Annotated in this window: 15 protein-coding genes and 1 tRNA gene; 4 read left to right on the top strand and 12 right to left on the bottom strand. The window is 62.9% G+C overall.

Going from position 1 to position 19451, the window contains the following annotated elements; translation table 11 throughout:
- Positions 1–3 precede the first annotated feature (3 nt).
- A complete protein-coding gene (locus IWW33_RS08475) occupies positions 4–789 on the top strand; it encodes a TSUP family transporter (protein ID WP_174140995.1) in 786 nt (261 codons plus the stop codon).
- 67 nt (positions 790–856) lie between these two features.
- Here the strand turns inward: IWW33_RS08475 and IWW33_RS08480 are convergent, their stop codons facing one another.
- Entirely contained in the window at positions 857–1666 is an 810-nt protein-coding gene (locus tag IWW33_RS08480; protein ID WP_012312493.1) for a helix-turn-helix transcriptional regulator, read from the bottom strand.
- Positions 1667–1844: 178 nt separating this feature from the next.
- On the opposite strand from IWW33_RS08480, the gene IWW33_RS08485 reads away from it, so the two are divergent.
- Together IWW33_RS08485 and IWW33_RS08490 are read left to right on the top strand one after the other, a co-directional pair.
- Entirely contained in the window at positions 1845–3287 is a 1443-nt protein-coding gene (locus tag IWW33_RS08485) for a sodium:alanine symporter family protein (protein ID WP_115273460.1), read from the top strand.
- Between the two features lie 72 nt (positions 3288–3359).
- Positions 3360–4349 (top strand): asparaginase, encoded by a 990-nt coding sequence (locus IWW33_RS08490; protein ID WP_115273459.1) that lies wholly within the window; start codon positions 3360–3362, stop codon positions 4347–4349.
- 9 nt (positions 4350–4358) lie between these two features.
- On the opposite strand, the gene IWW33_RS08495 is transcribed toward IWW33_RS08490, so the two are convergent.
- The 10 genes from IWW33_RS08495 to IWW33_RS08540 form a co-directional block, all read right to left on the bottom strand.
- Positions 4359–4454, bottom strand: a tRNA-Sec gene (locus IWW33_RS08495).
- A 6-nt stretch (positions 4455–4460) separates the two neighbouring features.
- Positions 4461–6383: a selenocysteine-specific translation elongation factor gene (gene selB, locus IWW33_RS08500; protein WP_115275466.1), complete on the bottom strand. Its 1923-nt coding sequence runs from the start codon at positions 6381–6383 to the stop codon at positions 4461–4463.
- Positions 6380–7807: an L-seryl-tRNA(Sec) selenium transferase gene (gene selA / locus IWW33_RS08505; protein ID WP_196914263.1), complete on the bottom strand. Its 1428-nt coding sequence runs from the start codon at positions 7805–7807 to the stop codon at positions 6380–6382. The genes selB and selA overlap by 4 nt, the downstream gene beginning before the upstream one ends.
- Positions 7808–7953: 146 nt before the next feature.
- Positions 7954–8880: a formate dehydrogenase accessory protein FdhE gene (fdhE, locus tag IWW33_RS08510; protein WP_115273457.1), complete on the bottom strand. Its 927-nt coding sequence runs from the start codon at positions 8878–8880 to the stop codon at positions 7954–7956.
- Positions 8881–8884: 4 nt separating this feature from the next.
- Positions 8885–9541 carry a formate dehydrogenase subunit gamma gene (locus IWW33_RS08515; RefSeq protein WP_115273456.1) on the bottom strand — a complete coding sequence of 219 codons (657 nt, stop codon included), beginning with the start codon at positions 9539–9541 and terminating at the stop codon, positions 8885–8887.
- On the bottom strand, positions 9538–10494 hold the full coding sequence (fdxH, locus tag IWW33_RS08520) for a formate dehydrogenase subunit beta (RefSeq protein WP_046785079.1): 957 nt from the start codon (positions 10492–10494) through the stop codon (positions 9538–9540). Before fdxH ends, IWW33_RS08515 begins: the two co-directional genes overlap by 4 nt.
- Positions 10494–13562, bottom strand: coding sequence for a formate dehydrogenase-N subunit alpha (gene fdnG / locus IWW33_RS08525; RefSeq protein WP_148708297.1), 3069 nt, complete (start codon positions 13560–13562; stop codon positions 10494–10496). The genes fdxH and fdnG overlap by 1 nt, the downstream gene beginning before the upstream one ends.
- A gap of 128 nt (positions 13563–13690) precedes the next feature.
- On the bottom strand, positions 13691–14452 hold the full coding sequence (locus IWW33_RS08530; protein WP_174140996.1) for an SDR family NAD(P)-dependent oxidoreductase: 762 nt from the start codon (positions 14450–14452) through the stop codon (positions 13691–13693).
- A gap of 25 nt (positions 14453–14477) precedes the next feature.
- On the bottom strand, positions 14478–15263 hold the full coding sequence (locus IWW33_RS08535; RefSeq protein ID WP_046785076.1) for a TSUP family transporter: 786 nt from the start codon (positions 15261–15263) through the stop codon (positions 14478–14480).
- Between the two features lie 31 nt (positions 15264–15294).
- A complete protein-coding gene (locus tag IWW33_RS08540) occupies positions 15295–16320 on the bottom strand; it encodes a TauD/TfdA family dioxygenase (RefSeq protein WP_046785075.1) in 1026 nt (341 codons plus the stop codon).
- A gap of 420 nt (positions 16321–16740) precedes the next feature.
- On the opposite strand from IWW33_RS08540, the gene IWW33_RS08545 reads away from it, so the two are divergent.
- Positions 16741–18129 (top strand): PLP-dependent aminotransferase family protein, encoded by a 1389-nt coding sequence (locus IWW33_RS08545; protein ID WP_046785074.1) that lies wholly within the window; start codon positions 16741–16743, stop codon positions 18127–18129.
- 42 nt (positions 18130–18171) lie between these two features.
- Here IWW33_RS08545 and waaA read toward each other — a convergent pair whose 3' ends face one another.
- Positions 18172–19443: a lipid IV(A) 3-deoxy-D-manno-octulosonic acid transferase gene (gene waaA / locus IWW33_RS08550; RefSeq protein ID WP_115273453.1), complete on the bottom strand. Its 1272-nt coding sequence runs from the start codon at positions 19441–19443 to the stop codon at positions 18172–18174.
- Positions 19444–19451 lie beyond the last annotated feature (8 nt).

Raw genomic sequence — 19451 nt, forward strand, 5'->3', positions numbered from 1 at the left:
AAAATGGAGACTGAAGTTTCAATACTCTTGACGCTGGCCGTTGTCGCATTGCTCGCCGGCTTCTTTGATGCGATAGCAGGAGGCGGAGGATTACTTACGTTGCCGGCCTTTTTCATTGCAGGTGTCGATCCGTTGGCTGCAATGGCTACCAACAAATTTCAGGCGTCTTCAGCCAGTGTTTCAGCAGTGTGGGCGTTCGCCCGCAAGCGAATGATCCAGTGGCGAACGGGCGGGCCGATGGCCGCTTTGTCGTTCGCGGGTGGCGTTACGGGTGCATTGTCGATCAGCATGCTCGACAAAGCCCTCCTGGAATCAATTGCCCCCATCTTGCTAATTACAGTAGCCCTCTATTTTGCGTTCAGCCCCAAGCTTGGTACCAAGGATCGCAGGCAGAGGATGTCGTATCTGGGCTTCACGCTGGTAGTTGCTCCAGCCATTGGGTTCTACGACGGTATCTTTGGACCAGGCACGGGTTCATTTTTCATGGTCGCCTTCACCTTACTCTTGGGGCAGCATCTTATGCAGGCGATCTGCAGCAGCAAACTGCTCAATGCATCCTGCAACCTCGGCGCCCTTTCGGTCTTTGCCTTTAGCGGCGCAATCATCTGGCCTTTAGCCCTGGCAATGGCACTTTGCGCCATTGTTGGCGCACAACTTGGCGCACGTTGTGCTATCTACTTCGGGCCACGGCTGATCAAGCCATTGCTAATCACTGTTTGCTGCCTGATGTCGTTGAAGCTGTTACTCAATGAGGGACATCCGGCTGGGGAGTGGTTGCGACAGCTTTGACGCGTTGTTGGCTGGCCATTTACCTATCAGATGGTCACCCGCAGCGATACCCATACAGACGCTCAATCTATTCGATTTCGAACAAGCCGTTACTGAGTGGCCCCACACTCAGCCGCTCACGCACGTCGTCATCGATTCGCGGATCGTCCGGCTGATACAGCTTCACCTGCCGGTAGGCGTTGATGCGGTTGATCTCCTCACCCAGGTACTCCCACACCACCCGTGTGCAGGCCGGGTTGCGCCGGTCGCCGCTGGAAACACCGGTCTTCAGGCCATTCAAGCGGGTGATGCGGCTCTTGAAGCTGGGGATGAGGATGGTCTGGCTCATCTCGTTCAGGGTCAGCGACTCGTAGTCGATGAGAAACATCCGGTCCTGCAACTGGAACGCCGCGCCCAGGTAGCGGCAACGCACCTCGGCATGCAGGTCGGTGGCGGTGGAGCGCTCCTGACGCTCCTGGCGTTCGAACAGGAAGCGGCCGCGCTCCTCGCGCAGGTGCACCAGTGACACCAGGATCGTGCCAGGTACCGACATGCAGTTGGAGTACTCGAAGTAATAGCCGCAGTAGCGCGACAGGTTGCCGGCGTGCTCGTGCAACGGGCGGAACAGCTCGCTGATCGGGTCGCTGGGCTGATCGGCCACGGCCGATACCCGGGCGCCGATCAGGCGGGCGAACTGCTCGGGAGGCAAGTTCAGCTCGTAGTCCTCGACACCGAAGAAATCACCGATGCGCTTGAGGTTGAACGCCGTCGGGCGGCTCTGCCCGCTCAGGTACTTGTTGAACTGCGCACGGTTGATCGACAGCTGGCGGCAAACTTCGGAGATAGAGCGGTAGTGGCTGCAGGCCAATTTGAGGTTGGTAGCGAAATGATCGCTCATGTTCTGAATCCAGGGTGACGCGAATGGCGCAAGTGTAGCATCAAGTCGCATCAATTCAGAGCAACCCGCGAAATTGTAACCACTCTTGTCATGGCCAACCATGCGCCCCAACGATAGCGGTGCGCCTGCCGTCCGCTGGTCTTTTCACGCGAAGAATAAGAATCGAGGTCATTTTCCAATGCTCGAAGCACTCAACGATTTCCTTTCGGGGAAGCTTCTCATCGTGCTGATCGTCGGTCTCGGCGGTTACTTCACCATCCGCTCGCGGTTCGTACAGTTCCGCCATTTCGCCCACATGTTCAGTGTGTTCAAGGAATCGCTGCGTGGCCAGGCAGGCCAGCTGAGCTCCTTCCAGGCCCTGATGCTGAGCCTGGCCGGCCGCGTTGGCGCCGGTAACATCGCCGGTGTCGGCATCGCCGTGACCCTGGGTGGCCCGGGGGCCGTGTTCTGGATGTGGGTCACCGCACTGGTGGGCATGGCCAGCAGCTTCTTCGAATGTACCCTGGCCCAGGTGTACAAGCGCGCCGATGGCGATGGCCTGTACCGTGGTGGCCCGGCCTACTACATCCTGCACGGCCTGAAGCTCAGGAGCATGGCCATCGTGTTCTCGATCCTGCTGCTGGTCACCTACGGCTTCGCCTTCATGGGCCTGCAGTCGTACACCGTGACACATTCGCTGCAGAACGCCTTCGGCTTCGACCCAAGCCACACCGGTATCGCCCTGGCGGTACTGCTGGCTATCGTGTTCCTGGGTGGCATCAAGCGTATCGCCGCAGTCTCCGACCTGCTGGTACCGGTCAAGACCCTGGCCTACATCGGCGTGACCCTGTACGTGATCGGCACCCAGATCGAACACGTACCGGCAATGCTGGAAACCATCTTCAAAAGCGCCTTCGGCCTGGACCCTGCATTCGCCGGCCTGCTCGGCAGCGCCATCGTCATGGGCGTGAAACGCGGCGTGTTCGCCAACGAAGCAGGCTTGGGCAGTGCGCCCAACGTCGCTGCCGTGGCTGCCGTGAAGCACCCGGGCGCGCAAGGCGTGGTCCAGGCTTTCAGCGTGTTCCTCGACACCTTCCTGATCTGCACCTGCACCGCCCTGCTGATCCTGCTGTCTGGCTTCTATACCCCGGGTTTCGAAGGTGACGGTATTGTCCTGACGCAGAACTCGCTGGCCGCCGTGGTCGGTGACTGGGGCCGCCTGTTCGTCAGCGTCGCGCTGTCGCTGTTCGTCTTCACCTGCATCCTCTACAACTACTACCTGGGCGAGAACAGCCTGCAGTTCCTCAGCCGCAACCGCCTGGTACTGCTGGTGTTCCGTGGCCTGGTACTGGCGCTGGTGGTCTGGGGTTCGGTACAGGACCTGACCACCGTGTTCGCCTTCGCCGACATCACCATGACCTGCCTGGCCTTCGTCAACCTGGTCGCCTTGGCCTTGCTGTTCAAGGTCGGCCTGCGTGTGATGCGCGATTACGACGACCAGCGCAAAGCCGGCATCAAGCAGCCCGTGTTCGACTCGAGCAAGTTCGCCGACCTGGACCTGGACCGCAACGCCTGGCCGGCCAATCCGCAGGCCGAAACAGCCGTTGACAAAGCCGTCGGCGAAGTTCAGCCGCAGCGCTGATATCCTCGCCTGCCCAGCCGCCCCGTTCGCGGGCGGCTGCCTACTCTCCGCTCACCGCTACGGATGCTTTCCATGCGTGCAGTCACGAATCTTCTCGTCCTCTACACCGGCGGCACCATCGGCATGCTCGAAACCGCCGAAGGCCTTGCACCGGCCGGTGGTTTCGATGCGCGGATGCGCGAACACTTCGCCCAACTGGGCGATGCACCCCAGGTGCAGTGGACGCTGCAGGAAATGAACCCGCTGCTCGACAGTGCCAACATGCAGCAGCACAACTGGCTGGCAATGCGCGATGCCATCGTCCGTGCAGTGGACAATGACGGCCACGATGGCGTGCTGGTGCTGCATGGCACCGACACCCTCGCCCACAGCGCTGCGGCGTTGTCGTTCCTGCTGCTGGGCCTGCCGGTGCCAGTTCTGCTGACCGGGTCAATGTTGCCGGCCGGTGCACCGGGCAGTGATGCCTGGGACAACCTGTGCGGTGCCCTGCGCCAGTTCGAGCAAGGCCTTGAGGCTGGCGTGCAGCTGTACTTCCATGGCCAGCTGTTGCAGGGCTGCCGCGCCTCGAAGCTTCGCAGCGAAGCGTTCGACGCCTTCGCCGCGTTGCCGCGTCATCGTGAAGGCGAGCGGGCGAACGACGTACCTGCCACCTTGGGTTATCGCCAGCAGCGCCAACCGGTGAACATTGCCGTGATGCCGGTATTCCCCGGTTTGCAGGCCGAACACCTGCGTGCGGTGCTCGACACCGGGGTGCAAGGGCTACTGCTTGAATGTTACGGCAGCGGCACCGGGCCGTCGGATGACCAAGCCTTGCTCGACGTGCTGCGCTCGGCGCGCCAGCGTGGGGTGATGCTGGTTGCCATCAGCCAGTGCCCCGAGGGTTCGGTGGTGTTCGATACCTATGCGGCGGGCAACCGCCTGCGCGGTGCCGGGCTGGTCAGTGGCGGTGGCATGACCCGTGAGGCTGCGCTGGGCAAGATGTTTGCGCTGCTGGGCGCGGGGCTGGATGCAGATGCTGCAGAGCAGTGGTTTGCGCTGGACCTGTGCGGCGAGCGCGCTTGAACAGGAAATTGGCGGAAGGCAGCGGGAGTCGAACCTGCCCGGGAACGGCTGCCGTCCCCAACCGGGTTTGAAGCCCGGCCGCGCCACCGGGCGCGATTGCCTTCCTTGAACTCAGTGCCTGGCCTGCTGTTGGGCCAGGGCGCTGTCGGCGCGGATGTGACGCTGATCGGCAACCCTGCGGGTCAGGCCGATACGGTCGAAGTATTCCAGAATCTGCACACTGCGCTTGCGACCGATGCCCAACATATCGCGAAATGCGGCCACCTGCACTATCGGTGTTTCATTCGCTTGCCCAAGCAGCAGCTCTGCCATGCGCTGTAGCGTCGCCTCGGGGTAGAACAGGTCACGTACCACCTGATGCACTACGCCGAGCCTGGCCAACTTTCGCAACAACAGGCGCACATCCGCCTCGGCACATTTCTCTTCGCTGGCCAGCGTCCGCACCCAAGGCGGGTCGAAGCGCCCTTCCAGCAACCTTGGCTGCAGCCGCGACCATAGCGCACTGTCGGCGTCGCTCAACTGCACCGTGTGACCAGGCAGATGCAACCACGGCCCGCTGCTGGCAATAGTGCCTTCGCCGAGCATCTCCTCGAGCAGGCTGACGAATGCGGGACGCTCGACAGGCAGGGCGGCGAAGCGGCGCAGGCGGTCACGGTCCGGGCCAAGCTGGTCGGGTTCCTGCTCATGGAACAACGCCAGTTGTTCGCGCACCTGGTGTTTGAGCGCCTGCCACTGGGCTTTAGCGAACAACAACTGGCCTTGCCTGGTTGCGACCACCAGCACGTCAGCTGGCAACTGCCAGCCCTCACGCAAGCGGTTGAACTGGCGTTCCAGCCGCTGCGGGTCGAGCCCGCCTGGTGCGTTGTCGAGCAACGCCATCAAGGCCTGCTCCAGGCCCTCGGCATCACGCAGCACGTTCAACTGGCGCAAGCGCGCCTCGCTGCGCCGCTGCCGGCTCGGTGCGAACGGGTCCAGCACCGTACCGCCGCCAAGGGTGCGTTGGGCACGCTGGTCACGCAGCACCAGGCGGTCGCCATGCACGGCTTGCAGCGGCGCATTGAGCAACAATTGGGCGAACATGCGCTGGCCTGCAAGCAGGCGCTCACCTTCGAGCAGGGCGACCCGTGCGGTGACGTCCTGGGTCCCCAGATGTACATGCACGGCACTGAAATGTTCGAAAGGACGGGACTCGCCGGCGAGCAGCTGCAGTTCGATATCGACCCGTGTGCTGGGCGCGTGCAGCCATTGCGATACCAGCCAATCGCCACGGCGCACCTGCTCCACCGCGAGGCGCTCGGCAGCAATGTTCAGCGCTACACGCTGCCCCGCTTCAGCCACCAGCGCCGCCTGGTTCTGCGCATGCAGGCCACGTACCCGCACCGCTTTACCGGCCTTGCCCAGCAACAACGTATCACCCGCACTGACACGCCCGGCCAGCGCCGTACCCGTGACCACCAAGCCAGCCCCGGTGACCGCGAAGGCGCGGTCGATAGCCAACCGAAAGCCGCCAGGCACGCTGCGCTGCTTCAAACCCTCGCCCGCCGCCAGCAACGCATGACGCAGCGCCTCGACCCCCGCGCCGGTGACACTCGACAGCGGGAACTGCGCCGCCCCGGCATAAGGCCCGGGCGCCAGCAACTGCGCAATCTGCACCTGCACTTGGGCCACGCGCGCCGGCGCGACCCGGTCGCACTTGCTGATTGCCACCAGCGCCTGGGGAATGCCCAGCAACTCGATGATCGCCAGGTGCTCACGGGTCTGCGGCATGACGCCGTCATCAGCAGCCACCACCAGCAACACCAGATCGATACCCTGGGCGCCGGCAAGCATGTTGTGGATGAAACGCTCGTGGCCGGGCACATCGATGAAGCCCGTCAGTGGCGCGCCTTCAGCCAAGGCGGCATAGCGATAGCCCAGGTCGATGGTCATGCCACGCTCGCGTTCTTCCTGGCGATGGTCGCCGGCCTGCCCGGTCAGGGCCTGGAGCAATGCGGTCTTGCCGTGGTCGATGTGGCCAGCGGTACCTACGATCACTGCACCGGCCCCAGTTGCAGGGCCGGTAGCTGCGCCAGCCACTGGGCTTCATCGTCCAGCTGGCGCAGGTCGAGCCACAGCGCGTCATCGTCGATACGGCCGAGCACGGGCACCGCCAGATCGCGCAAGGCGCGCTCCAGCACATGCAGGCTGCGCCCGCGCAGTTTCTTCGACACCTGTGGGCGCAGGCACAGCGCGGCGCTGGGCAGGCGCGCAACCGGCTGGCTGCCGCTGCCGATCATGCCGAGCGCCGGCTCGACGCTGACGGCCCATTGCCCCCCGAGGCGAGCCTTGAGCTCGGGTGCCAGGCGCTCGGCCTGGGCGTGGATTTCAGCCTGGCTGCGGGTCAACAGGCGCAGGCTGGGCAAGCGCTCGGCCAGCCTGTCCGGGTTGCGGTACAGCGCCAGCACGGCTTCGAGAGCGGCGAGGGTGATCTTGTCGACGCGCAGTGCACGTTTCAGCGGGTTCTTCTTGATCCTCGCGATCAAATCCTTGCGACCGACGATGATCCCCGCCTGCGGGCCGCCAAGCAGCTTGTCACCGCTGAAGGTCACGATATCCGCACCATCGGCCAGGGCCTGGCGCACGGTCGGCTCGGCGGGCAGGCCCCAGCGGGTCAGGTCGAGCAGGCTGCCGCTGCCCTGGTCTTCCAGCAGCGGCAGTTCATGCTGATGGGCGATTCGCGCAAGCTCCGCGGTCGGCACCTGGGTGGTGAAGCCCTGGATGCTGTAGTTGCTGCAATGCACCCGCATCAACAAGCCGGTACGCGGGCCGATGGCAGCTTCATAGTCGCGGGCATGGGTGCGGTTGGTGGTGCCGACCTCGTGCAGGCGTACACCGGCACGGGCCATGATGTCGGGAATGCGAAAGGCGCCGCCGATCTCGATCAGCTCACCGCGGGAAATGATGCCCTCCTTGCGCGCGCCCAGGCTGTTGAGCGCAAGCAGCACGGCGGCAGCATTGTTGTTGACCACGGTGACCGCTTCGGCGCCGGTCAGCTCGCGGATCAGCCCTTCGATCAGATCGTCTCGGTCGCCACGCTTGCCGGTGGCAAGGTCGAACTCCAGGTTGAGCGGATAGCGGGCGGCGGTCTGCATGGCTTCAACGGCTTCCTCCGGCAACAGGGCACGACCGAGGTTGGTGTGCAGTACCGTGCCGGTGAGGTTGAAGACGCGGCGTACCTGGCTGCGCTGCTGGGCGGCCAGGCGCTCGCCGCTGCGGCCCAGGAGGATTTCAGCGCCCAGTTCGGCAGCGCCGAATTGGCCGTTGCGAACAGGTTCGCGCAGGTCGCCGAGCAGCTGGCGCAGGGTGGCGAGCACGGCGTCGCGGCCATGACGCTCGATCAGCGGGAGGCAGGCCGGGTGGCGTAGCAGGGTGTCGATGGAAGGGAGCCGTGGTGTATTGCTGGCAAGGCTTGAAGACATCAGGTACTACCTTATCCATTGTCTGTTCGGGCCTCATCGCCGGCAAGCCGGCTCCTACAGGGCTGCATCGCTCTCGGGAGCGGTGAAATAGCTGTGGGAGCCGGCTTGCCGGCGATGGGGGCAACTCAATTGTGCAGTGTAGACACTCACCCACCACCCGGCGCCAGCATCAGGTTGGGTGCCAGCCGATGAAAGCCCTCCTCGCCCAACCGGATATCCAGCGCCAGGCTGGCCAGGTCATCGGCCAACGGCTCGGCAGCAGCGTCGTTCTCAAGGTAATTCTGTTTCAGGTAGGTATTGCACCCCGGGCAGCACTCCGCCCGCAGCGGCGCCTTGCCCGGCGCATGGCGGTCATCCTCCAGGCTGGTGTAGCACAAGCCCTTGCTCGATTCGCAATACACGCACTTGACCCGCACCACATGCCATTCGCAGGCACACAAGGAGCACGCCAGGTAACGCAGGCCGTTGTGCTTGCCACGGTTACGCACCACCCCCGCCATGGCCGGCGAACCACAGGCCGGGCACTGGGCCTGGCTGCCCGACGGCTTGAGTTCAACTGCCGGCAGCGCCAGCAACCAGCTGGACCAGGCCGCCTGCAGCGCGGCCCCCAGAAACGGCACCAGTGCTGCGGGCACAGCGTCGTACTGCCCGGCCAGCAATGCGCTCCCCCAGCCTTTGCGCTGGCTGTCATCACTGCCACGCAGCGCCAGCAGTGCTGCCGCCAAAGGGCCATTGGCCTCGCCGTCGAAATGATCGATCAGCGCCTGCAACCACGCCAGCCACGGCCCCTCGCGCACCAGGCCGTCGGCCGCAAGGGGTGGCAAACCATGACTTATGCACAGGCGCTGTCGGTCATCGGCCACTGGCAAACCACCAGGCGGGTTATCCACAAGCTGCTGCTGAATGCGACACAGCCGGGCGATCAGGCGCAGGTAGTCGCCAAGGGCATGCCCTGCAGCGAGCTGTTCGAGGCGCATGGCGCGCAGTTCGAACAGGTTGGCGGGCGGCAGGTGAAGAAACGGCGGCATCACCGCCGACGCTTCGATCTGCCCCGGTTCGAGTATCGTGCTCAAGCGTTCATCCTTCTTTACGTCCATGGTCACTCGGCGTCTTGTCGCCGGTCACCTCGCGGTACCACAACTGATGGTGTTTGCGCGCCCAGGCGCGGCTGACCCAGCCATGCAGCATGGCGCCGATCGAGCCCTTGATCCAGATACCGGCGTAGATGTGCACGATGATGCTGAGAATCAGCACGAAGCCCGCCAGCGCATGGGCCAACGACGCCAGGCGAATCGAACCTATGCCGAAGAAATGGCTGAAGTACGCACGCCAGATCACCACGCCACTGAGCAGCAACACCAGCATGCACACCAACAACGTCCAGAACAGCAGCTTCTGCCCGGCGTTATATTTGCCGATCGGCGGCACGCCCTCCTCCTTGTTGAGCATCACCCGGTCGATGCGGCGCAGCCACAGGCGGTCGTTGGCAGTGATGAAGTTGGCGCGCCAGAAACGCACCACCAGGAACAGAAAGAACACGAACATGGCCACCCCGATGAAGGGGTGCAGGATGCGTGTCCACGGCCCGCCGCCGAACAGATGGCTGAGCCAGAACAGCGCCGGATGGAACAGCGCCAGCCCCGAAAGCCCGGCCAGCACGAACAGGATGGCGACGATCCAGTGGTTGGTCCGCTCGTTGGCGTTGTAGCGCAGGATGGGTTTGTCGTCGTTCATGGCCGCTGCTCCCCTTGCCCACCGGGCTGCTTCGGATCATAGACATGCACCGCCGGGTCCACCTGGTGCACGCTGTCATCAGGTGGCGTGGGGCTGGGGTGTTCGTCCTCCTCGACCCGCTGCGGGCCAACCCGCACATAGTGGAAGAACCCGGCCAGCACCGCCGCGCCCATCGCCAGCAGTGCCAGCGGCTTGGTGATGCCCTTCCACAAGCCCACCAGCGGGCTGATCACCGGCTGGTCCGGCAGGCCGGCATACAAGCGGGGCGTATCGGCATGGTGCAGTACATACATCACGTGCGTGCCACCGACGCCGTCCGGGTCGTAGAGCCCGGCGTTGTCGTAGCCACGCGATTTGAGGTCGACGATGCGTTCGGCAGCATGCACCTTCATTTCGTCCTTGCTGCCAAAGACGATCGCGCCGGTCGGGCAGGTTTTCACGCAGGCAGGCTCCAGGCCCACGCTCACGCGGTCGGAACACAGCGAGCACTTGTAGGCCTTGTGGTCTTTCTGCGAGATGCGCGGAATGTTGAACGGGCAGCCAGTGATGCAATAGCCACAGCCGATGCAATGGTCCTGGTTGAAATCGACGATGCCGTTGGCGTGCTTGATGATCGCTCCCGGGCTCGGGCACGCCTTCAGGCAACCCGGCTCGGCGCAATGCATGCAGCCGTCCTTGCGGATCAGCCACTCCAGGTTGCCATCGTCGCGCTCGTGTTCAGTGAAGCGCATCAGGGTCCAGGTATCGGCCGTCAGGTCCTGGGGGTTGTCGTAGGTACCGTGGTTGTGGCCGACCTCGTCACGCAGCTCGTTCCACTCTGAACACGCCACCTGGCAGGCCTTGCAGCCGATGCACTTGGTGGTATCGATCAGTTTGGCGACTTCCTGCTGCAGGCGTACCGAAGGCGGTACGGTGGTGGTGGCCGAGCGGGCAATGATGTCTTGGCTGGCCATCAGATTTTCTCCACTTTGACGAGGAACGACTTGGACTCCGGCGTCTGCGTGTTGCCGTCACCGAGGAAGGGCACCAAGGTGTTGGTCAGGTAACCGTGCCGTGTCGCGCCGGTGAAGCCCCAGTGCAACGGGATGCCGATCTGGTGCACGGTCTGGTTGTTGACCTGCAACGGGCGAATACGCTTGGTCACCACCGCCACCGCTTCGATATGCCCGCGCTTGCTCGACACCCGCACCCGGTCGCCCGCCTTGATGCCTTTCTCGTTGGCCAGCACCTCACCGATCTCGACGAACTGCTCAGGCTGGGCAATGGCGTTGAGCCGGCAATGCTTGCTCCAGAAGTGGAAGTGCTCGGTCAGCCGATACGTCGTCGCCGCATACGGGAATTCGTCGTGCTTGCCGAGGGTGTCCCACACCGAATCGAAGATCCGCCCGGCCGGGTTGCTGGTGGCCTTGTTGTTCTTCGGGTGCAGCGGGTTGATGCCGATCGGCGTTTCGAACGGCTCGTAGTGCTCGGGGAACGGCCCTTCGGCCATCTTGTCGATGGCAAAGAACCGCGCCACGCCCTCGGGGTTCATGATGAACGGGTTCATGCCCGCTTGCGGTGGCGAATCGACCTTGAAGTCGGGCACGTCGGTGCCGGTCCAGGCCTTGCCGTTCCACCATACCAGGCGCTTTTTCTCCGGGTCCCATGGCTTGCCTTGCAGGTCACTGGAGGCACGGTTGTACAGAATGCGGCGGTTGGCCGGCCAGGCCCAGGCCCAGTTCTGCGCCTGGTGCATGCCATACGGGTCGCTGTTGTCACGCCGCGCCATCTGGTTGCCCTGCTCGGTCCAGCAACCGGCGAAGATCCAGCAGCCGGACGCAGTGCTGCCGTCGTCCTTGAGTTGGCCGAAGCCTGCCAACTGTTGCCCGGCCTTGATGAGCGCGCCCGTGGGATCGGTCACATCAGTGACCGCCCAGCCGTTCATTTCCTTGGCCAGTTCCTCCGGGGACGGCTCGTCAGGCAGCTTGTAGGGCCAACTGATGTTCATGATCGGATCAGGGTAAGTGCCACCCTCGGTCTGATAGCGCTGACGCATGCGCAGGAACAACTCGCTCATGATCTGCACGTCGGTGCGGGTCTCGCCCGGGCCGTCGGCGCCCTTCCAGTGCCACTGCAGCCAGCGGCTGCTGTTGACCAGCGAACCATCCTCCTCGGCGAAACAGGTGGTGGGCAGGCGGATCACTTCGGTCTGGATATTGGCCGTGTCGACGTCATTGAAGGGCCCGGCATTGCGCCAGAACTCCGAGGTCTCGGTGGCCAGCGGGTCCATGACCACCAGCCACTTGAGCTTGCCCAGGGCAGCAGTCACGCGGTTCTTGTCGGGCAACGCGGCGATCGGGTTGAAGCCTTGGCAGATGTAACCGTTGACCTTGCCTTGGCTCATCATCTCGAACATGCGCAGCACGTCATAGGCCGGCACGTCGAGCTTGGGCAACCAGTCGTAACCCCAATTGTTTTCTGCCGTGGCATTGGCGCCATACCAGGCCTTCATCAGGCTGACATGGAACTTGCCGTAGTTCTGCCAGTAGGACAACTGCCCAGGGCGCAGCGGCTTGGAGGCCCGCTTGTCAATGTAGGCGGCATAGTCCTGCTCGGCATCGCCAGGCAGGCTCAAGTAGCCCGGCAGCGAGTTGGACAGCAAGCCAAGGTCGGTCAGGCCCTGGATGTTGGAATGCCCGCGCAGGGCATTGACCCCGCCACCCGGCATGCCGACGTTGCCCAGCAGCAACTGGACCATGGCCGCACTGCGGATGATCTGCGCGCCGATCGAATGCTGCGTCCAGCCCAGTGCATAGAGGATCGTCATGGTCTTGCCCGGTACCGAGCAGGTGGCGATCTCTTCCCAGATCTTCATCATGGCGTCCTGCGGCATGCCACAGGTCATGCTCGCCAGTTCCGGGGTATAGCGGCTGTAATGCTGCTTCATCAACTGGAACACGCAACGCGGGTGCTGCAGGGTCGGATCGACCTTGGCGAAACCGTCCTCGCCCAGTTCGTACCCCCAGCCGGACTTGTCGGCATACACACGCTTGGCCGCGTCGTAACCACTGAACAGCCCGTCTTCGAAACCATAGGTTTCTTTGACGATGAACGACACGTCGGTGTAGTTGCGCACGTACTCGTGCTGGATCTTGTCATTGCTCAGCAGGTAGTTGATCAACCCGCCCATGAAGGCGATGTCGCTGCCGGTACGAATTGGCGCGTAGTAGTCCGCCACCGAGGCGGTACGGGTAAACCGCGGGTCGACCACGATCAGCCGCGCCTTGTTGTGCGCTTTGGCCTCGGTCACCCACTTGAAGCCGCACGGGTGCGCTTCTGCTGCGTTGCCACCCATCACCAGGACCAGATTCGCGTTGGCGATATCTGACCAGTGGTTGGTCATGGCGCCACGGCCGTACGTCGGGGCAAGACTTGCCACCGTCGGGCCATGTCAGACACGTGCCTGGTTATCGAACCCCAGCATGCCGGTTGCGCGGATGACCTTGTGGGTCAGGTAGCCGGCCTCGCTGGAGGCGGCGGAGGCAGCGAGAAAACCGGTGGTAAGCCAGCGGTTGACGGTTTGCCCCTGGGCGTTCTTTTCGATGAAGTTGGCGTCGCGGTCCTGCTTCATCAGTCCGGCGACGCGGTCGAGTGCCTCGTCCCAACTGACCCGCACCCACTCCTTGCTGCCCGCCTTGCGCACCTCAGGGTATTTGAGGCGGCTCTCGCTGTGGATGAAGTCCAGCAGGCCGGCGCCTTTCGGGCACAGGGTGCCGCGGTTGACCGGGTGGTCGGCGTCGCCTTCGATATGGATGATGTTCTGTTTGACGTTCTTGCCCGCATCGCCCTGGCTATAGAGGATCAGGCCGCAGCCGACCGAGCAGTAGGGGCAGGTGTTGCGGGTTTCCTTGGTATGCGCCAGCTTGAAGTGGCGCACCTGCTCGGCGAAGGCCGGCGTCGGGGCCATGCCCAACGCCGCCAGGCTCGAGCCTCCAAGGCCGACAGCGGCGACCTTGAAGAATTGCCGACGGTTGAGGTCCATCGTGCACTCCTGATCAGGTTTCGGGCGCTCGGGGCATTGCCGGCGCCTCGGGTCATCACGATGGCGGCAAAGTGATGCCGCCAACCGTTAAGACTAGCCAAGAATGCCAAAAGTGCGATTGACCCCGGTCAGCAAGGCGGCAGATTGCGCGCCACATTCAAGGCCGCGCTGCTCTGCGCCACTGGCATGATTTCGAGCGTGTTGATGTTTACGTGTGGCGGCTGTTCAGCGATCCACGCAACCGTGGCAGCAATGTCCTCGGGCAAAATCGCCTGCACATCACGGTACAACGCATCCACTGCATTCAGGTCGCCGTTCAGGCGCACCACCGAAAAATCGGTCCCGGAACACAGCCCAGGTTCGATGTTGCTGACTCGCACGCGGGTCCCCGCCAGATCGGCGCGCAGGTTCAGGCTGAACTGACGCACGAACGCCTTGCTCGCGCCATAAACGTTGCCGCCCGGGTAGGGATAAGTGCCGGCAATCGAACCAATGTTGATGATCATGCCGCTGTCGGCCCGGACCATCTGCGGCAATACCGCATGGGTGACCATGGCCAGGCCGGTGATGTTGGTGTCGATCATGCGCTGCCAGTTCTCGGCGCTGCAGGCTTGGGCCCGCTCGATACCCAGCGCCAACCCTGCGTTGTTGACCAGCACATCGATGCCCGGCGCAGCTTCGTTGATCTGCGCCACCGCTGCGCTGACCGACTGCACATCAGTCACATCCAGCGCCAGTGGAATGAAGTTGTCGCCAAGTTCATGCTCCAGGGCCTGCAACTTGTCCATACGGCGGGCGCCACCGATCACGCGATAGCCCTTGGCAACCAGGGTGCGGCATATGGCCCGGCCAAAGCCTGAGGAGGCGCCGGTTACGAATGCAGTTTTCATCAGGTTTGTCTCCCAGAAGGTAATGTCAGACCAGGTACTTCACGCCAAGGCTGGTGAACAGGCACAACATCGAGAACACCAGCGCCTTGCGCACCACGTCGTTGCCTTTGCGCAGCGCCAGTGCACTGCCCATGTGATTACCGAGGATGTTGCAGGCCACCAGCGGCAACGCCAGCAGGTAGACCACCTTGCCGGCCATGATGAATGCGACCAGCGCACCGATGTTGGAGGCGAAGTTGAAGGTCTTGGAGTTGGCCGAACTGGAAACCAGGTCCATGCGCAGCAGGTAGTGGAAGGCGATGATGAACATGCTGCCAGTGCCTGGGCCGAAGAAGCCGTCGTAAAAACCGATGGCCAGGCAGGTCACCGGCACGACGGTGTAGAGCATCCGCGCCGACAGCTCTCGCTCCTCGATCGGGCGGTCTTTGGGGGTGAGGAAGATCAGGATGCCGAAAGGGATCAACGCCAGAATGATCTTGCCTACGGTTTCCTGAGAGATCGACACGATCAGGTGCGCCCCCAGGTAGGCGCCGAGCAGTGAGAACGGCACGCCGACCAGTGCCACCTGCCAGACCATCTTGCTGTTGGCCAGGAAATTGCGGATGGCAGCCAGCGTGCCCAGCGTACTGACCAGTTTTTCCTGCCCCAGGGCTACCTGAGGCGGCATGCCCACCAGCAGAAACCCTGGTACCAGGAACAACCCGCCACCCCCGGCAATGCTGTCCACAAAGCCTGCGACAAAGGCAATGGCGCCCAGCAGCAGGATCGCCAGCAGCCAGTGTTCTGCCCAGTAAGCGCCTAACAGTTCCATAGCAGTAATTCCGTCGAAAAATGAAAAGAAATCAGGAGAGCACTTCGTAAAGGTGGTCGGCCCGGGCGAAGCGCACACGGTTCAGGTCGTTGACCGCGAACACCCGCAGCAGCCAACGGTCAGCGCCGTCGTTCTGCGGCTCGAAACCATCGCGGGCATGCAGCACGCGCTGGTTCTTGAAGATCATGAAGTCGCCTGGCAGCAGCAGGTGTGGCTCATCGAAACGCCGGGTTTCCAGCAAGCCGCGCAGGGTGGCCAGGGCCTGCTCGGCGCGCAGGTTCAGCCCGTGGGTGTTCTCGCTGTCGAAGCGGCACAACCACTCGCCTGAATGGCCACGCACCAGCACCGGCAGTTCGGCGGTGCAGCGGCGGTTACCGGTGAACGAGTCGGGGCGGCGGATTTCGAATTGCGCTTCGCACAGTTCGCGCACGGTAGCCAAGGGCAGCGACGCGATCACAGCATCAAGGTTGACCAAGGTGGTGCTGATACGTGGATCACAGCGCATGCCGAAGAACGACAGGTATTCCGGGCAGCAGGAAACCGTACCCAGCGGCTCGGAAGACAATGGCAGGTCGGGATTGTCTACGTGATAGGAAAATCGCAGCCGTGAGCCATGCGAGCTCTTGTGGCTGGATGAAGTTCGGGCCGGGATGACATGGCGAAACAGCCGACCGTCATTTTCACCCTCGTAGACAACCGGGTTGATGCCCATCAGGTTCTGCATGGTCAGGCTGACCAGGCAGGCAATCGGCGTGCTGCGTGGGCTGAGCACACCGGAGTAAGGGGTAGGAGGCACATCGCGATCGCGCGGGCAATTACGCACGATCATGCTGGTCAGTTGCGGATCTTCAACGAACCCCCGGATTTGCTGGCACAGCGCTTTGCCCAAGACCTCCTGCGCCTGCTCCTTGAGTTGCGGATAAAGCTCTTTGCTGGTTTCGAAATCGAGCGGGGTGTTGCTCAGCAAGGTTTGCCAGGCACTGGAGACAACCCAGGGCAGGCGGATCTCCAGTGAAGTCTGAGGCTCGGCTGCTTGTTGCAGGTATGCGCTTTCCATTTCGAGTGCTATTCCATTGGCCATTCGGTGTCGTGCCATGCCGGGCAGAGGCGGCAGTCATTGTCTTTTTTTGAAACCGTTCACAGCTAAGCGATGCGAACGAGGGGTGCTGCTCCAGGCACCACCACATTGCACCGACTCAATCATTGTAATTACAAAAATAGAATCGATTCAATTTATTTCATTGGCCGATTGCCATCAGCATTGAATCGAATCAATCAACTTATTGATTTCAAAAGATTTCTTCTGAACGTGGATTGATCGCGCTCACGCTTGCGCTCCCGTTGTGTAGGGAGGACCCGCTGCGACAAGCCTTCAAGTCATATCAATAGAGGCAATTCACATACATAAAACGCGATTACTCCGATCTTGCCTTTCGTGCTAGGCTTCCGCGTTCTTGCAGATTCTGGTGCCATTTCCATGTGGGTTCCTCACTACAGCGACCTGGCGCAGCCGGTCTACCTGATGATTGCCGATGCTCTTGAACAGGACATAGGCAACGGCCGGCTGGCGCCTGGCGACCGCCTGCCAACACTCAAGGATCTTGCCGAGTCATTGCACGTGACGCCTGGCACCATTGGCCGAGCCTATGACGAAGCCGCCAAGCGGGGCTTGGTGGTGGGCGAGGTTGGCCGCGGTACTTTCGTCCTGCAGCAACGACCGGCGCCTACCCCCACCGCATTCTCGCGGCCCGCACCGCTCAAGCATGAAAGCGGCCAGATCGACCTTTCGATCATCAAGCCCAACGATGCGCACATGGCCGACTGGCTGCGCGGAGCGATCACCGAGCTGGCGGCTTCCCCCGACCTTGACCAAGTGCTCGACTACGTTACCGACGGTGGCCATGCGACGCACAAGCAGGCTGGCGCCACATGGATTCAGCGCTGGTTGCCCGAAGCTCGCGCGCAACAGGTGGTGCTGACCTCCGGCGCCCAGCATGGCCTGCTGGTAGCGATCAGCAGCCTGTCGAAAAGCGATGATGTGATCCTCTGCGAGTCGCTCTGCTACCCCGGCATCATTTCCCTTGCCCACAGCATGGGCCGCCGCTTGCGCGGGGTAGCCATGGACGAGCACGGCCTGATGCCCGAGGCCTTGCGGGCCGCCTGCCTGGAGCACCGCCCCTCGCTGCTGGTATGTGTGACCACTCACCAGAACCCGACCAACTCGGTAATGCCGCACGCGCGTCGCGAGGCTATCGCCCAGATTGCCCGCGAGTTCGACCTGTTCATCGTGGATGACGATATCTACGGCTTCCTCGAACCGGCGCCTGACTACAAGCCCTTGGCCGCCTATGCACCTGAGCGCTCGGTGTACCTGACCAGCCTGTCCAAGAGCGTGCTGCCGGCCCTGCGTATCGGCTACCTCTACGCGCCGCCACAAACGCTGTCACGGTTGTCGTCTATGGTGCGCAGCAGCGTCTGGATGCCCTCCCCGCTGATGGCTCAGCTGGCCAGCAACCTGATCAACAGCGGCATGGCCGAGCAGTTGGTGCGGGTGCAGCAGGAAGAAGCCGCCGCACGCCAGTTGATGGCCCAGGAAATCCTTGGCAGGTACAAGGTGCGCAGCCAGCCCAACAGCTTCCATATCTGGCTGGAACTCCCAGAGCCATGGACCAGCGATGAGTTCGCCAACCTGGCTCGCAACAATGGCGTAACCGTGGTCAGCGGCAGCCAGTTCCTGCCTGAGCGCAGCCCAGCCAGCTGTGGCGTGCGCATCGCCCTGATGACGCCAAGCCGCGCCGAGCTGAGCTTTGCCCTGACCAAACTCGCCAGCTTGCTGGATTCGTCCGAGCCGCGGCTTTTCTACTAGAGATGAACAGGGCCGCAGGGGGCTCACGAACCGTGATGCGGCTCAGCGGATCAACCGCGCCAGCCCATCCAGCAACCGCTGCAAGGCCCCCTGATTGGCCTGCATCACCGCCCTGCCCGCCTCACCCATGCGCCGGGCATCCTGCGGCAATTCGATCAACTGCCGCACTGCCTGTGCCAACCCTTGGGCATCGTCCACCTGCTGCAACGCCCCGGCATCACGCAACATCGCGCTGATTTCGAGGAAGTTGAACACATGCGGCCCCATGATCACCGGCAGTGCCAGCGCTGCCGGCTCCAGTGGGTTGTGGCCGCCAGTGGCGACCAGGCTACCGCCAACGAAGGCGATGTCGGCCAGTGCGTAGAGGAACAACAGCTCGCCCATGGTATCGCCGAGCAGCACGCGGGTCTGGCCATCGACCGCCGCACCGGCAGAACGGCGAACGGTAGCGAACTGCCCGCTGCACAAGGCATGCACTGCATCGAAACGCTCGGGGTGGCGCGGCACCAGGATCAGCAGCGCGTCGCCATGCGCCTGCAACAACTGCTGATGAGCCTGCAGGATCAGCGCGTCCTCACCCTCATGGGTACTGGCCGCAATCCACACCGGCCGCTCGCTTGCGCCCCACTGTTCACGCAGTGCCCTGGCACGCGGCAAAAGCTGGTCATCGACCTTCAGGTCGAACTTGATCGAACCTGTGACCTGCACGCACTCAGGACGCGCACCCAAGTCGCGGAAGCGTTGCGCCTCGGTTTCGGTCTGCACTGCAATCAGGTTCATCTCGGCGAGCATCGGCCGGGTCAGTTTGGCGAAACGCGCGTAGCCACGGGCGGAACGCTCGGACAACCGAGCATTGGCCAGCGCAACCGGAATGCCACGCTTGGCGCATTGGTGAATGTGGTTGGGCCACAGTTCGGTTTCCATGATGATGCCCAGCCGCGGGCGCACATGGTCGAGAAAACGCCCCGCCGCCCACGGCAGGTCATAAGGCAGGTAGCAATGCTGGATGCGTGGCTCATCGGCGAACAGCGCGCGAATGCGCTCGGAGCCGGTGGGGGTCATGCAGGTAAGCGTGACCGGCAGGCCCGGGTAGGCCTTGAGCAAGGCTCGCACCAGGGGCGCGGCGGCAATGCTTTCACCTACCGATACGGCATGTACCCAGATGCCACCCTGGCGCATCGCCGGCAGATTGCGGGCGAAACGTTCGCCGATACGCTGGCCGTAGGCCGGGGCCTTGCGTGCACGCAGGTAAAGGCGCAGCGCGACCAGCGGCAGGCCCAGGTGGAACAACAGGGTATAGAGAGTTCTGTTCATGGCGGCGA

The organism is Pseudomonas sp. M2 (assembly GCF_015751845.1).
Classification (GTDB): Bacteria; Pseudomonadota; Gammaproteobacteria; order Pseudomonadales; family Pseudomonadaceae; genus Aquipseudomonas; species Aquipseudomonas putida_E.

Excerpts from the sequence above, each read along its gene's own strand:
- IWW33_RS08540 (WP_046785075.1), bottom strand. The coding sequence starts at position 16,320 with ATGGAAAGCGCATACCTGCAACAAGCAGCCGAGCCTCAGACTTCACTG.
- waaA (WP_115273453.1), bottom strand. The coding sequence starts at position 19,443 with ATGAACAGAACTCTCTATACCCTGTTGTTCCACCTGGGCCTGCCGCTG.
- IWW33_RS08530 (WP_174140996.1), bottom strand. The coding sequence starts at position 14,452 with ATGAAAACTGCATTCGTAACCGGCGCCTCCTCAGGCTTTGGCCGGGCC.
- IWW33_RS08545 (WP_046785074.1), top strand. The coding sequence starts at position 16,741 with ATGTGGGTTCCTCACTACAGCGACCTGGCGCAGCCGGTCTACCTGATG.
- selA (WP_196914263.1), bottom strand. The coding sequence starts at position 7,807 with ATGTCTTCAAGCCTTGCCAGCAATACACCACGGCTCCCTTCCATCGAC.
- IWW33_RS08535 (WP_046785076.1), bottom strand. The coding sequence starts at position 15,263 with ATGGAACTGTTAGGCGCTTACTGGGCAGAACACTGGCTGCTGGCGATC.
- fdxH (WP_046785079.1), bottom strand. The coding sequence starts at position 10,494 with ATGGCCAGCCAAGACATCATTGCCCGCTCGGCCACCACCACCGTACCG.
- IWW33_RS08485 (WP_115273460.1), top strand. The coding sequence starts at position 1,845 with ATGCTCGAAGCACTCAACGATTTCCTTTCGGGGAAGCTTCTCATCGTG.
- IWW33_RS08475 (WP_174140995.1), top strand. The coding sequence starts at position 4 with ATGGAGACTGAAGTTTCAATACTCTTGACGCTGGCCGTTGTCGCATTG.
- IWW33_RS08515 (WP_115273456.1), bottom strand. The coding sequence starts at position 9,541 with ATGAACGACGACAAACCCATCCTGCGCTACAACGCCAACGAGCGGACC.
- IWW33_RS08480 (WP_012312493.1), bottom strand. The coding sequence starts at position 1,666 with ATGAGCGATCATTTCGCTACCAACCTCAAATTGGCCTGCAGCCACTAC.
- IWW33_RS08490 (WP_115273459.1), top strand. The coding sequence starts at position 3,360 with ATGCGTGCAGTCACGAATCTTCTCGTCCTCTACACCGGCGGCACCATC.